This window comes from Enterococcus sp. DIV0703 (genome assembly GCF_051711065.1).
GTDB lineage: Bacteria > Bacillota > Bacilli > Lactobacillales > Enterococcaceae > Enterococcus_B > Enterococcus_B hirae.
In genome coordinates, this window is sequence record NZ_JBIOLX010000001.1 from 2,752,406 (window position 1) to 2,767,682 (window position 15,277).

Consider the following 15,277-nt stretch of genomic DNA (forward strand, 5'->3'; position numbering starts at 1 on the left):
AATAACAGAAAAAAAACCTTGAAACACAGTATGTGAAATTCAAGGTTTTATTGATTCATCATTAACTATTTTTTCGGTTTTTATTCTTTCTTTCAAAACCTCATTTTTATTGATCTTCATCTGTTACAAAATAATTTTGATGATGAATAATACAAAAGACACTAATTACGACAATGATCGCAGCAAAATAAAAAGCATAACTTTCACCTAGTTTTTCGCCAATGATCCCTGCAATAAATGGCGCTAATGCCCCACCAAAGAAACGAACAAAGCTATAACTTGAAGAAGCCACATTTCTTGGTAAACCTGGTATCTCCATAGCAATCGTTGTCAATAATGTATTGATGATCCCTTGGAAAAAACCTGAAAGTACAATGCTGATTGGCACTAAAATTTGGATAGTTGAACCGGCACCTAGTAACGCCAAACAAATAATAAAGAAAACAAACGCTGCTAAAATCGTTCGGTAAGTAGTGAATTTTTGTTCTAGTACTGGTGCGACAAAAATCGAAGCAATTGCTAATAAAACGCCCCAACCAAAGAAAACAAAACCGACCTCTAACTCACTATACCCCACTAATAAGAATGGTGCATAGGCAAGTAACGTAAAGAAACCAAAATTATATAATAAGGCAATCAGACCAACGGAACGCAATTTGTGATTACTTAATGCCTTGACCCCTTCCCAAAAACCAACCTTTCTTTGTGGTTTTCCTGCCTCTGGAAGAAGGATCGCCAATGCTAAAAAGCCAATAAACATCAACGTAGCTACCCCATAAAAAGGATACCGCCACGAGCCACTTCCTAGTATGCCGCCAACTAATGGTCCAACAGCCATCCCACAGCCTAGTGCTGCTTCATACATCATAATAGCTTTTTCAGTGTTCCCCACTAAAATACTTACAATAGTCGCAAGTGCTGTTGAAACAAATAAAGCATTCCCTACACCCCAACCAGCACGCAATCCGATCAATGTACCAATATCATTGGACAATCCACCTAAGCCAGCAAATACAACAATAATGACCAAACCTGCCATCAATGTTTTTTTCAAACCAATTCGACTCGATAAAAAACCTGTAAACAACATCACTACTCCCGTTACCAACATGTAGCTCGTAAATAATAATGTCGTTTGGGCAGGTGTTGCATCTAATTGAGCAGCAATCGTTTTTAAAATAGGATCTACTAAGCCGACTCCCATAAATGCAAACATACAAGTCGCAGCGACTACTAACGCTGAATTCTTTCCTTTACTTTGTTCCTGTCCTTTCTCTGTTAGTTCTTCTTTGATTTCTATTTGATTCTCCAAATTCCCCATTCCTTTCTCTATCTAGCATCATACATGATTTATTTTACATGTCAATATGCACATGTAAAAACAAAAATAAAAAATATGCTATAATAAGAGAAAATCAGTCAGGAGGTATCGTATGAATACTTTAGCCTATATCTTATTATGCGTTCTTTTGTCTAAACCTCGTTCCGGTTATGAACTAAAACAATTAATCACCATTTTCTGGGAAGCTCACCACAGTCAGATTTACACGACACTGGCTAAATTAGACCAGAAAGGTTATATTTCTGTCCTGGAAATCGAAGAACATTCGCAGAAAAAAATTTATACCCTCACCAATGAAGGAAAAGCGATCGTAGAAGAATGGATCAAAGAAGAGACCCCTGCTCCTACTCAAAAAGATGAATTTTTAGCCAAACTGTACGCTTTTTCTACCTTAGATAAAACAACAGCGACGGGTCTTTTATTTACAAGAGAACAACAATTAAACAAAATCATGCAAAAAAACCAAGCAAAACTAGCAGATCTTTCAGTAAATAAAAAAGAAGAATTTGGACGCTATGTCGTTATTCAACGAAGAATTTTACTTTGCCAGCAAGAACTACAATGGTGTACACAGGTTCGTGAAATGATGCAAACATTTTTTGATTAATTGTTCTTAAAAAAAAGAGCATGTGACTGAAGTAGCTCATTCAAAAAATAAACGAAACTTCCTAATAAGCGTATACGCAATTTTAGGCAAGTTCTTTTATCTCTTGATGCTATACAAGTCGCATCCTCTTTTTTTATAATCTAAAAGATCTTTTTAGTTTTGGATCGTGCTTAATACCAATCGAGAGATAGGACCTACGATTAGTAATTGCAAAGGCAATGCAACAATCACATTCATTTTCCATGCGGTAAGGTACGCTGAAAGTAATTGGTCAGGTATTCCCTGCTCAATCACAACACCAAACAACGACATACAGGTAACCATTCCTAAGACCATCAGACAAGAAATCGTTACGATCATTTGAAATTTACTTTCTGAATTTACTGGCAACTTGAAAGCTATTTTTTTCGCAATCACACCAACAATAAAGACATCTAGAATAAAAGCCACGATGAATCCTGGAACTAAACCAATCAATAGATTTGAAAAATATAAATCCCCATGAAGCCAGAGATTATACACACTCATTCCTAAGACCATGAGAAAACACATTAGTGATGTAAAAATAATTCCTTCTTTTTTGTTTGTAGGCAACTATACCACTCCTTTAAATTTGTCACGAAAAGTATCGTAGCATATTTCTCATTTTCTCGTAAGTGTTTTTTTTATTACATTCAAAAAAGTCAATCTTCTACTTATCACTTAAATGCAAAAAAAGAGCCTGATTCCAGACTCTTTAAATAGGTGTGAAAACGAATAAACAGTGTTCAACCAGCTACTCTTTGAAATAAGTCCGAATTTTTCAAAACCAAAAAACTGGTTCCAAAAAATCTTTCTTATGGTTATCAGAGCTAAACGATGCTTCACGACCTTTTGTTCACGGTTTTCACTGACTAAACTTTCAGCAATAAACTCAATAAGAAACAGTAAGCAGGTAAGTGTCAACCGTAAAAACCTTATTTTTATACTTCTTGTCACTTGCGAGAATTTACCCTTGTTTCATAAAATTAATAACGTTGTCTCAACCGCTTTTTACAACTATTGATTCAACAGTTCTTCTAGTCCATCTTTTAAAGAGACAAGTGGATGTCCCAAAGCTTGTTCAAAATCTTTTGAGGAAACATCGAGTTGATTATTCTTGATATCTTTTTGAATAGCTGCAAACATTTGTGCAGCAGATTCAGGATAACCAGCCTCCTCTAAATTTTTGATGAACTCATGGTCATTGGTAGCTACAATATCAATAGGTTTGCCTGTCACTTTTTTTAATTCTTTAGCTAGTTCTTCATACGTAATCGGTTTACCCGATATTTCAAGAACTTCTGGAAAGTTCAAGTTCGCTAGTGCTTTTGCTGCAACTTCGGCATATTCTCGTTTTAATGCCCAGCCAGTTTTACCTTCACCTGCTGAATAAATAAAGCGCCCATTCTTTAAGGCAAGTTCAATGAGTGGCCATTCATTTTCTAAGTACCAATTATTACGTAAAAAAGTATGTGCGATTCCAGAATCAGCAATTACTTTCTCTGTAAACTGATGATCTGGCGCTAGAATACTGGTCGAGTGATCGGCATCAGCAAAACTAGTATAAGCAATGTAAGAAACACCAGTTGCTTTTGCGGCCTTCACAACATTTTCATGCTCAGCTTGCCGATTACCAGGTGCACCAGACACAAACAACAAGCGATCAATTCCCTGTAAGGCATTTTTCATAGAAGAATAATCAGCATAATCTCCGAAACGGACATTCCAACCCTTTTCTTCAAGTGTTTTTCCCTTTTCTTCATTCCGCGCCAACACATAGATATTTTCCTGAGGAACGAGCTGTTTTAAGTACTCCATAGCATAGTTACCAAAACCACCAGTTGCTCCAGTAATGAGATAATTCATTCTAACCACTCCTTTTTTCACATTGATAAATTTTTTAAATAAAACCTGTACATTTTTAAGTTACACCATTATCTTAAAGAGTATGTTAAAATAAGTCAAGAATAAACGTCGAAAGGAATGGGATAGTATGAAATATTCTTTACAATTGAGCGATGCGATCCACATCTTAGCCTACATAGCAATTTTTCAAGATAGCGATATGTTATCTAGTGAGATGATTGCGAAAAGTATTGAAACCAGTGCAGCTAATGTCCGTAAAATCATGAGCCGACTAAAAAAAGCGAATTTGATTATTACGCAAGTCGGAAAAGCTGCACCTTCTTTAGCTCGTTCTCCTGAAAAAATTTCACTTTTAGATATTTATAAAAGTATTGAAGGAAATACTAATCTCATTCAAGTGGATCCGAAAACAAACCCAAATTGTATCGTTGGTGCGAATATTCAAGAAACATTGACGGCAAGCTATACCCAACTCCAAGCAAAAGTAGAGGAAGAAATGTCACATATCACGTTAGACTCTTTGCTACACAAAATTGCTGTATTAGAAATTGAAAAACGCCCTCACAATCACGAAAGAATAAAAAAATTTCTTTAAACAACAATTGGTAATTATTTTACTATAAAAAATATACCTAAAAATAGCCATTTATATTAAAATTAAATAACTTACGTATCAACAAAAAAATACTGTTTTTCATTCATTTATCCGTTAAACTTATTAAGTAAGAATTAATATAAAGGAGGAGATTAGGTGAACAACTGGAAAGAATATTTTTTAGAAACTACAATAGATTTAGGATACTCCTATTTTATTGGGTAACAGGTAAAAAACTTTAAGGTTAAGCAAAAACAGATTACTGCCAACATTACTAGTAATGAAAACTATCATGCAATCATTGACCTCGTTGACCACTTTTATTTAGAAAAAATGGTTTGTAGCTGCCCCTGCTTATCGAACGATCATTGTCCCCATTTAGTAGCCGTTTTATTCGAATACAATAAATACTTACAAAAGAAAGATGCAAATAACAGCGCATATTTGGTTTCCTACGCGGAAGATTCACAAATCCGTCCTTTTTTAAAGATGATTTTAAAGGAAAATGACCACTTAGCAAAACGTTTTCAACAATATATTTATTCAGATGCTTCTTTTGATATCAATAAATATCAAGCATACTATGAGAAACAATCTGCTTCCTCGTTGAAGAAAGAACCCGCAGACAAAAAAAGAGGATTGAAAAAAAAGAAACAAATTTTATCTGTTAAACAAATGGAGTACTTAAACTATTCCAAGCAAAAAATTCAACATACTATCCAAGAAAACTGGCACTCCCCTACTATCAGGACACAATATGTTAATTACTTACTTAAAAACAGAATATACAAAGAAGCAGAAAAAGTATTACAGGAGAGTCTGCTTTTGGATCGTCAATCTCCTGATCTCGTTCAACTTCATCGTTATTCTCTAAAAAAACTCTATTATAAATTAGGAAAAAAAGAAGCATACATAAATCAAGTTTTTAAGTTATTGATTGAGAATGATGCATTAGATATGAATCTAGTTCACCAATTGAAAAAAACTTGTTCAAAAGACGAATGGATATCGTTGCGAAACCGTTTGTTCCAAGAATTACATAATCATCAAGACATTGGCTTACTTTATTCACAGGAAAAATGCTATGATCTATTATTGAATCGTGTGTTAGAGACCTCTGGAATCAAAGAAGCTAATCGTTATTTCAATATTTTAAAAAAACAGACTCCCGAAGCACTATTACAGAAATATGAATATGAATTGCGGAAAATAGCCCACACTATGACTACTCGGAATCATTATCATAAACTGGTGAGATATATTGAAGAAATGGCTACTTTACCAAACAGCATGATCTCGGTTCAATTGTTGATCAAAGAATTAAAAGAAAAATACCCGCGAAAAAAAGCAATGATCCAAGAATTAAAATTACTCGAAAAAAAAATGTAACTATTTATTATGCCAACGTTATTTACGAGTGATCCTGAGTTTTTTGCCAAAGACAGAAAAAAATGCTTTAAACTTCAATAATAAGAAGAAGTTTTCAAAAAAATTACCGTTAAGAGTCTGGGACAAAAAAGGACTTCCCAGACTCTTTTAGGTGTAAAAATGAATAAATGGTGAGCATACCTTCTTGCCAAATAGACATTCCAGAATTAATTCCTCGAAATCGCATGAATTTTCGAACACTTGAGAAGCTATTACAAAAAATTCTTCCTTCTGTTGTTGGAGCTAACCCTTGCACCCGTGCCCTCTTGTTCGGGTACATTATTTTTAGTGCGGTATCATTTTTACCCTCACTCTTCTTCGACAGGAACTACTATGATTTCCAACTTTCCATCCTTTAAACTGTAAAAACTATTTTTATTATTTGGGTTATTTTCTCTTGTAAATGTAAAATCATCAACAAATCCTTGAGTTTGGAGACTCCCATCAAAAAGGATCTGAGAAACATTTTCTTTTACTATTTGAGTCATTCCACCATAAAAATTGCCAGTTTTCGCTAACAGATCAATAAAAATGAATTGAAAACACGAATTTCCTCTATTTAATAACTTGCCCACTTCTCCCGAGAGTAACTCCATTTCTTCCACGAAATCAGCCAGTCCATTAAGAACTACGATTTTTCTCGTTTTTGGCGTGAACCACAGTTCATCCCAGAAATGAGTAAATTTCTCACTTCGTTTTGCGACATCATGCAAGCTAAAATACGAAGTCACTTCGTTTTTTATTTGCTCCAATGTTCCAGAAACATCGATTAAAATAACATTTTCTTCCACATCCATCATTTGTGACAGCCACCATGAAAACATCCTCTGCAATTGTACATTGGAAGTAAAAAATAAACCTAGCTGCTTTCCAAGAAAAAATGCAAATGATTCCACCTCAACTGTTTGCTTATTCAAACCTAGATACACCAAGTCTTTTTCTTTATTGCGCACAAACTGACTGAAAATTTTTGGCGTTAACCGTTCGGGCACCATCAGGATTTTTTCAGGACGTTTTCCTACCCAGTCTTGATCTATATTTGTTATTTCTTCTGCCATTTTTTCGAATATTTCTGATTCATTTCGACCATTAGTGGGTAAATAAAATTGTAATATCGTTGGTCGATCAAGCATCACTTGACCTCTTCCTTTAATAGGTAACGCAACAATCGCTTCTCTTCCCAGCACTTGTTTGATTTCACTTTCATCATGTAAATACATAAATAGCTTTGTTGCAAATTGACTCATCATATTTAGGCGAATACTCCCGACACGATTGGCAGATAGAATAAGATAAATCCCTAAACTTGCACCATCTCTTAGTAAATGCACGATTGTTTCATCGATGGAATCTTTTCGTTTATCCTCTATCCCCAAACTCTCGTAGCTATCTAATATAATAAAAATGATCGGTAGTTGGATGCTCGTTTTTTCTTGGTATTGGTAGAGATTTGTGGCACCCTTTTCTTTAAACAGTTGTTTTCTCTCCGCCAATGATCGATTGATTCTCACAAACATTTTTTGTCTTTTTTCTTCTTCTTCTAAAGTGACGATGTCAACGACATGTGGCAACTTCTTCAACGGTAAAAGGCCATTAGTACCAAAATCAACTAGATGAAACCATACTTGATTCGGAGTATTTTGTCTTGCAAGACTTAAAACAATTGTTTGTAATAACGTAGATTTTCCATATCCAGAACTAGCGAATACAACGGTATGACTACTTTTCTCGCAATCATAGTAATAATGACTTTGCTTTTGCTCATGAGGTACATCTAACAAGCCTATGGGAACCTTTAATGTATTCCGCTCATTTCCTTTAAAGACAGGCATTACTAACCACGTTGGTAATTCTGGTAACCAAGGTTGTGATGGTTGGCTAAATGTTGATTGTTGAAAAGTTTGTACAATCAACCTTCTGACTGCCTCATATTGCGTAACTATACTGCCCGCTGCTTTCCTCGAATCTTTTTCTGTAGGAGCAAAGAGGGCTTCCTTTTGACCAAATTCATTCACAACAACGATCCGTTCATCTTCAAGAGATTGGTTTGGTGCGTAAGGTGCTTTTGTATAACCACTTTGGAACAATTCATAGACGTCATTTTCTCCTACCTTAAGATAACCCCACCCTGGACTTGATACATAAGCTGCATCTGTTGTTTGTAAAAGTTCATTTGAGTCTTGAACACTTGCCATTTTCAATGCCACTTTACTTTTACTATTCGCCTCGATTTGGTCGTTGACTACTCCAGCTGGTTTTTGGGTAGCTAAAATTAAATGGACGCCAAGTGAACGACCAATCCGCGCTACTGAAGTCAGCTCCTCCAAAAATTCTGGCACATTGACTTTTAATTCGGCAAACTCATCGGATACTAGAAAAAGATGAGGCAGCGGCTGATCAGGGTACGCAGAAACGTTCCTTTGTTTTCGTTGTTTGTATAACTGCATATACTCATTGATGTTGTTTACTTCATAGGTCGCAAGTAACCTTTGTCGCTTTTCCAGCTCCGCTTTGATACTGATCAATGCACGGGACGTACCAACTCGGTCTAAATTAGTGATCGCACCCATAAAATGTGGCAACTTACTTACTGTTTGTGCGAGGCCGCCACCTTTCCAATCAATCACTAGAATCCCTACATCTTCAGGAGAAAAATTGATGGCTAATCCCACTAAATAAGTAATCAGAAATTCTGACTTCCCTGAACCAGTCGTGCCACCAATTAAAGCATGAGGTCCATGTGCCTGTTCATGGAGATCCCAGTAGATTCCCTGATTTTTTCTCTGCCAGCCGATCAATGAACGTAATGTCTTACTTGGCTCTGCGTTCAACCAGCGCTTAGAAATCATTAACTCCTCAACAGTCTGAACTTGATATTGCTCTAATAAATTGATTTTTTCTGGCAGATTTTGATTTTCAATTTCTTCATGGAATAAGTTAGCTAAGCGAAAAATTGCTTGTTCAAGTGGATAACTAGTTGGTAAACGATTAGGTGTAAATGGTTGATTAATGTGTTGTTCTTTATGATTGATCAACATAGCAATATCTTGACTTTGATACGCTATTAACGTCGTTACAGTTTCAGGCAACTGATCGATAGATTCCTTCGCCCAAATAACTACGACACCATACCGATTTAATTCTTCCGTTAAAAACTCACTGATTTCATGCTCCCACAAGCCTTCTTCTGTGATAATTGAAAAAACATAAGTTGGTTTAAAAGCTATCTTCTGATAATCAGCATGTTGTAGTTTTTGCTTCCTTTTAGAAAGGATCTTATAAAATGCACTTAAAACCAACTCTCGATTTTTTAAATTGAATAGGAGCCCTCTTTGTTTAAGTGGAAAGGATCGCAACGTATGATGTGGTAACCAACGCCAATTTTTCCATGTTTTTTCATATTCTTTTTCTTGAAGAAGAGTGATAAACTCAACCTCTTGGTAAGAGTGCAAGACAGAAATTTGAAATAGTAAAGATTGAAGAGCTTCCTGCAAAACATTCGATGGACCGACAAGCCCCACTGACTGAGTTGCAAACGAAATCGCAATAGGTGCGTTCTTTAATTTCTGATAAGGACGAATAAAATCGGATAGAACTTCATCGTTCCATTGATCCTCATCCAAATGAGAACTAACAATTTTAAAACTGGATGGACGTTCGCCTATTCCTAAGCAAACAGTTAAAAAATCTTTATCCTTTGGTCGACGTTCATAGATTCTTGGATGACATTCCTTTGTCATTCGTGCTAATTGATCATTAGAAGGATACATGTACTGTAAAACTTCTTTTTGTCTTTGCTGTAACCTGTTTAATTCAAAAGCTTTTTTGATTCTATATTGTTGGATAGTTATTTTTTGTTCACTTTTTTTTTCGTTTTATTTTCTTTTTATTTAATAAATAATTGATAGTAGAGATACTGGACGTCAATAAATTAAGTCCATACATACCTAGTATCAGAAGCAGGTTTCGATTGCTAAAAAATAGAAACATTCCGCTTAAGATAAATATACCTAAAGACGGGAGAACCAATTTAAAAAAGGATTGTTTCTCCTGAGCTGCTTCGTGTCTCGGTAATCGAACCTCCACTTGTACTTTTGGCTCTTCCAGATAGATTCTAGGGCTTCTTCTAAAAAAGGGGAAGTGCTTAGGATATTCAGGTATATAAGGGACTTCAGAAAGTACCCATGGATTTAATTGGATCGCTTGACCTAAACCGATGATCTGCCACTGCTTTTCCCGCCTTTCGATAATCCACTGATCCACTACGATCTGATCACCTACTTGGAAAGTAAATACACCTTTTGTTACAAGTTGCTGGTTATAATAAACGGGTGCTTTACTAGGATATATACTCAATTGATAGTTATTATCCTGATAATCTATCGCAATCATTGCATCTGATTCAATCATCAAAGCAGAGGTCGTTGCACATGAAATATCAATCAATTGATTCGGTGGATCGATCCACTTTCTCTGCAATGTTTCATGCTTTAATATCAGAAACCTCGGATCATCTTTGATCGAAGAGTCTGAAAAATTTATATGCTGTTTGATATAACAGATTTTTTTGCCGGCGATCACCAGCTCTTTATCATTTTGAGTAAATACTTCATGAATAAACATCTCCCCAAAATAAAAGAGATCAAAAAGGATGGAAAGACTGATATTCATCTGATTTTCGGTGCATAGTGTCTTATTTTGTGGGATTTTCAGATTTATTCTCTCCTGGCTTTTTGCTATATTGACTAATTTTTTCTTGATAGTTTTTTAGTAATTTTTGCTTTTTTTCACCACTCATTTGATCGTTCATTTTCACTGTCAGATATAACTTAGTATAGACATGCAAAAGATACTGCTCATCTCCTATATTTTGAGCGATATCCAATGCCTGTTGGAGATTATTTCTGTCAATGTAAATCCAATAAAGCAAACGATTCTCACTTGACTCTTGAGATAATTGATTTAAAATAGCTGTTTTTTCTAATGAAGTTAAATGATCTAATTGAATGACACTAACAGCCACTATATATTTGATACTTTGAGAAAACAAACTGGGGGTTACATCTGCTAAAGCCGTTAAAACACCTGCATAATCCTTGGCTATATATTTTGCTTGTGCATCCACGCTCCGTTCTATCTGTGGTAATTGATAAAACGCATAATTTCCTGTTAATAAAGCAAAAAGGATGGTTAACAAGCTGAATAAAAGGCTACCCCATTTAAAAATAAAGTAATTTTTCCTACTGACCACACGTAATTCTGTCGCTCGAATCTCCTTTTGTGTTTCGATTTGGTCGCTAATAATCTGATTGATTTCTGTTACATTTTTTGCTCCATGGAGCAATTTCGACAAGTCATCTGTTAATCCTTCACTTCCTCCATTTAAACTCTCATAACTCAAATTAGGATATAAGATAGCCAACACCAGTGCCCGATATTGCTTCAGAAAATCATTTTCAGTGACCGTATATGGAGCGATAACTTGCATAAACCCTCGATGTGCAAGAAAAATCTCTTCTCCAAACAGAAACAAATTATCGGGATGAAACAATGGTTGGATCGGTCCATTCATAAAATCACACAATTGATTGACTTTTTGGGCAAGCAATAATCGTTGGTAAAAATCTAATTTAATCAAAACCTGTGAGAAACACTTCATTTGATTTGTTTTTTTGTATTGAATGATTAATTTTTCTGTAGATAAATGGCTAACGTCACCTGCCAGTAAATTTCTTTTAGGTTTTAAAAAAAATGTATATTGTTCGATCTGATCCAGCGCATATTGATTCGCTTGTAGCTGAATTTCCACTCGTTCATCGGTTATTTTAATACCTTCTTTTTTAAATACATCCTTTTCGCTCTTCAATTACTTGTTGTCACCACCATTAAGGATACGTGGCTTGATTAACAGTTGGTCACCATGACTAATTGGATAATCTGATAAAAGAAATTCTTCATTCAATCGTATTGATTTATTTGTCACTTCTAAATCGAACGCAGCCGGTAGCACGATCGAAGAAACCTGAAGTGCGTTCACAAATAATTCCTTTAAGCGCCTAATGGTTATTTCCCTAGGTATTTGCAAGTCGATCGTTTGCTGTTCGATTTGCAAACAAATATCAATGACTATTCCCTGTTTCATTGAGTTACCCCTTTTTTCATGTATGGCTTATTTTTTACATTTAAAGTCAAGGAATCAAAACAAAAACCAAATGAAAATAGCTAAAAAACAACTGACATTTGCTGCTTTAATGGGTACAAGTCAAACGAAGATTGGTTTTTACTGATAAACGCTATAGCAACCCAAAATTCCGAGCATCTTGACGATCCCGTTCTGAAACGGTATTCGCATAGTTGTTGAGTTGCTCATAAATACTTTCAAATAATTGTGTCATTTGTTTAACGCTACCTTCTAACTGGTGATACTGATCAAGATATGCTTGAAAAGCTTGTCCTTTCCAATTATGAGCAATTTGCTGGTTCATCGTATTTACTTTTCGGATAGCCTCTTGTATTTGGAGCGCTGATTGCTGATAGATCTTCGCTTGTGATTTTAATTGATCAGGCGTAACTGCAATTGGTCCCATTCTTCCATCCTCCTAGCATTTAGTTGGTAAAACTATTACCTTGGTCATGAATAATATACGACAAGTTCTAAAATATTCCGCTAAATCTTTATTTTTATCTGAAAATTTTTCTCGCATAGAAAGACCTATGTAACAAAACAGTGATAAAAAGCCCGACAACCTTTTTGGTCTCGGGCTCATTGCTTTCAATTTTTTCAACTAATGATCGTTTGAAAACAACAATATTGAATTTATATTCGGTTCTTTAATAATCAGACGGTTCAATAGCTTTTGAGATAACTTTTGACCTCTTTTAAAAGCTGTACTTTTCGATAATGACTAACTTTATTCTTATTATCAAATAAAGAATAATGCTGTTTTCTCACGATATTTAATTGCTCACGATAAATAAACGCAGCACTGGCAAGTGCTTGACGACAATCTTCTGTAATAAGAGGAAACATTTCAAAAGATTCTTCATATAAGGTTTCAGCCTGCTGAGCCAGTGACTCCCATAAAGCGACTAATTGTGTTTGGGCTTGCTTTTCTTTTAACATGGTAGTTGCTACCCCAAATCTAGTCATGTCTTCTTTTGTCAGGTAGATTCGCCCCATTTGATAATCTTCTCCAACATCTCGTAAAATATTCGTTAACTGCATCGCTTCTCCTAATTTTTTAGCTGGTACAACGATGTCAGCTGGGCGCTCAGTTAAAAGCGGAAGCAACATCAAACCTACACTACCTGCAACGTAATAACAATATTCTTCAAGATCTTTTCTTGTTTCTGGTTGCTTAAAATCAGCATCTTTTCGTTGACCAGTCAGCATATCAAAAAAAGGAGCGGTTACCATGGGGAAATTGTCAAAGACCACTGATAGCGCACGCCAGACTGGATCGTTGGGAACCTTTCCCTCATTAAAATCTAGCAATTGCCGTTCTAACTGTCTCAATCCCGCTTGATTGTTGTCGCGATCAATCAAATCATCTGCACGTCGGCAAAACGCATACACGGCATAGACACTTTGAGCTTTTCGTTTAGGCAACTGTGAGAAAGCCAGGTAAAACGATTTTGAATTTTTCTTGATGATTGATTCACAATAGGCAAAATCTTTTTGGTATTCTTGAAAAGGATCATTGTTAATGGTTATCATCTCTCAACAGCTCCTCTACCGCTAATTTTGCGCTTTGCATAACAATTGGTACCCCTGCGCCAGGATGGGTACTACTCCCACAAAAATATAAATTTTCTGCTGCAGAAAATTTGTTATGCGGGCGGTAATAATTACTTTGTTTCAATGTCGGTTTTAAGCCAAAAGTCGCTCCATTATAAGCATTGAAACGTTCAGAAAAATCTTTGGGCGTGATCAATGTTTCGGATACGATATGCTCATCGATATCCTTAAAAATCGTCTTTTCTTTGAGCAATCGGATGATTTTTTGGCGATAGGCTTGCATCGTTTGTTCCGTCCACTTCTCATATTTTGACAATTCTGGCACTGGTACTAAGACATATAAGCCTTCCTGACCCTCAGGTGCAAGCGAATCATCCATCAATGACGGTCGGTACAAATAAAAAGATGGATCATCTGGTAAATTTCCTCGTTCAAAGAGATCATCAACATTTTGTTTAAAGTCTTCTGCAAAATAAATACTATGCAAGTGTTCCTCTGGGTATTTCTTGTCTAAGCCAAGATACATCAAAAAACAAGAACATGAATATTCAAATTTAGCGATTTTTTTATTTGTATACTTTCCCCGTTTTCTTTCATCAGGAATTAATTCCTTCATCGCATAAGGAAAATCAGCGCCACATACAATAGCATCAGCCATCACTTGTTCTTTCCCGATTCGGATCCCTTTAGCAATCTTATTGTCAATTAGGATTTCATCTACTGATGTTTCGTAAACGATCTTTCCACCTAATTCTTCAAACAATCGAGCCAATGAAGTCGCTAACGTATACATTCCACCTTCAATAAAATAAACGCCATAAAATAATTCGATCATTGGAATAATCGTATATAAAGAGGGTCCTTGATAAGGCGATACCCCGATATAAAGTGTTTGAAAAGCCAATGATTTACGCAAACGGTCATCCTTCACAAATTTAGAAATAGACGTATACGCATCGCTGAATGTCCGCAAGCGGATCCCTGCCCATAATGATTTAGGATTATAAAAATCCCAAAAACCACGAAATGATTTCGTGATAAAGGCTTCTTTTGCGATCGTATATCGCTGATAGATATCTGCTAAAAATGCGAAATAACCTTGTGTATCTTCTGGCGAAATGTTTTCCAACGTCTTTGTCAATTCAATTAAATCATTGGAAAACTCGATTGGTTCCTCTTTGTTGAAATACAGTTTTAACATTGGATCAACTTTTTTCATTGGAATGTAGTCATCGGGGTCTTTCCCACAAAATTCAAATACTTCCCGATAAATTTCTGGCATCATCACAATCGTTGGTCCTAAATCAAAGGTAAATCCTGCCGTTTTGATTTGATTCATTTTCCCGCCAACTTGACGATCTTTTTCGTACAGTGTGACTTCATATCCTAGCTTTTGCAACCGAACTGCGGCACTTAATCCAGCTACTCCCGCCCCAATGACAATAATTTTTTTCATGGGATCACCTACTTACCTTTTTTATCACTTGATAAATTTAATGATAACGCAAAATTTATCAAGTGATAAACTAATATGCTCAAAGAGGTTGAGACAAAAGTGTTTAGCCTCAAGAAATAAGAAGGAATTTCCGAAAATTGACAAGAAACACAAAAACTCGTTTTTGATGTTGATTGTTACCTACTTGGTGCTTCTCAAATTTTTGGTAAATTTCAGCAAATTTT

At 35.5% G+C, this 15,277-nt stretch carries 13 protein-coding genes; 3 read left to right on the forward strand and 10 right to left on the reverse strand.

Annotated features, from left to right (window positions below; translation table 11 throughout):
• Positions 1-106: 106 nt before the first annotated feature.
• Positions 107-1,321, reverse strand: coding sequence for an MFS transporter (locus IGK81_RS12635; protein ID WP_034700062.1), 1,215 nt, complete (start codon positions 1,319-1,321; stop codon positions 107-109).
• 112 nt (positions 1,322-1,433) lie between these two features.
• Here IGK81_RS12635 and IGK81_RS12640 point away from each other — a divergent pair, with 112 nt between their 5' ends.
• Positions 1,434-1,949, forward strand: a complete 516-nt coding sequence (locus tag IGK81_RS12640; protein WP_010720645.1) for a PadR family transcriptional regulator — start codon at positions 1,434-1,436, stop codon at positions 1,947-1,949.
• A 153-nt stretch (positions 1,950-2,102) separates the two neighbouring features.
• Here the strand turns inward: IGK81_RS12640 and IGK81_RS12645 are convergent, their stop codons facing one another.
• Both IGK81_RS12645 and IGK81_RS12650 read right to left on the reverse strand, forming a co-directional pair.
• Positions 2,103-2,543: a DUF2798 domain-containing protein gene (locus tag IGK81_RS12645; RefSeq protein ID WP_010720646.1), complete on the reverse strand. Its 441-nt coding sequence runs from the start codon at positions 2,541-2,543 to the stop codon at positions 2,103-2,105.
• Between the two features lie 444 nt (positions 2,544-2,987).
• Positions 2,988-3,836, reverse strand: coding sequence for an SDR family oxidoreductase (locus tag IGK81_RS12650; protein ID WP_431393587.1), 849 nt, complete (start codon positions 3,834-3,836; stop codon positions 2,988-2,990).
• 127 nt (positions 3,837-3,963) lie between these two features.
• On the opposite strand from IGK81_RS12650, the gene IGK81_RS12655 reads away from it, so the two are divergent.
• On the forward strand, positions 3,964-4,431 hold the full coding sequence (locus IGK81_RS12655; protein WP_010737255.1) for an Rrf2 family transcriptional regulator: 468 nt from the start codon (positions 3,964-3,966) through the stop codon (positions 4,429-4,431).
• A gap of 444 nt (positions 4,432-4,875) precedes the next feature.
• Entirely contained in the window at positions 4,876-5,820 is a 945-nt protein-coding gene (locus IGK81_RS12660) for a hypothetical protein (protein WP_373109825.1), read from the forward strand.
• A gap of 347 nt (positions 5,821-6,167) precedes the next feature.
• Here IGK81_RS12660 and essC read toward each other — a convergent pair whose 3' ends face one another.
• The 7 genes from essC to IGK81_RS12695 all read right to left on the reverse strand — a co-directional run bounded on the left by essC (position 6,168) and on the right by IGK81_RS12695 (position 15,053).
• Entirely contained in the window at positions 6,168-9,710 is a 3,543-nt protein-coding gene (essC, locus tag IGK81_RS12665; protein WP_431393590.1) for a type VII secretion protein EssC, read from the reverse strand.
• 7 nt (positions 9,711-9,717) lie between these two features.
• Entirely contained in the window at positions 9,718-10,482 is a 765-nt protein-coding gene (locus tag IGK81_RS12670) for a hypothetical protein (protein WP_431393588.1), read from the reverse strand.
• Between the two features lie 70 nt (positions 10,483-10,552).
• Positions 10,553-11,725 carry a type VII secretion protein EssB gene (gene essB / locus IGK81_RS12675; protein ID WP_034700076.1) on the reverse strand — a complete coding sequence of 391 codons (1,173 nt, stop codon included), beginning with the start codon at positions 11,723-11,725 and terminating at the stop codon, positions 10,553-10,555.
• Positions 11,726-12,001 carry an EsaB/YukD family protein gene (locus tag IGK81_RS12680; protein WP_010720653.1) on the reverse strand — a complete coding sequence of 92 codons (276 nt, stop codon included), beginning with the start codon at positions 11,999-12,001 and terminating at the stop codon, positions 11,726-11,728. It lies immediately after the preceding gene.
• Between the two features lie 151 nt (positions 12,002-12,152).
• Complete coding sequence (locus tag IGK81_RS12685) at positions 12,153-12,446, reverse strand: WXG100 family type VII secretion target (RefSeq protein WP_010720654.1); 294 nt, start codon at positions 12,444-12,446, stop codon at positions 12,153-12,155.
• 260 nt (positions 12,447-12,706) lie between these two features.
• Positions 12,707-13,576, reverse strand: a complete 870-nt coding sequence (locus IGK81_RS12690; protein WP_034700083.1) for a phytoene/squalene synthase family protein — start codon at positions 13,574-13,576, stop codon at positions 12,707-12,709.
• Positions 13,563-15,053, reverse strand: a complete 1,491-nt coding sequence (locus IGK81_RS12695; RefSeq protein ID WP_034700086.1) for a phytoene desaturase family protein — start codon at positions 15,051-15,053, stop codon at positions 13,563-13,565. Before IGK81_RS12695 ends, IGK81_RS12690 begins: the two co-directional genes overlap by 14 nt.
• Positions 15,054-15,277: the final 224 nt, after the last annotated feature.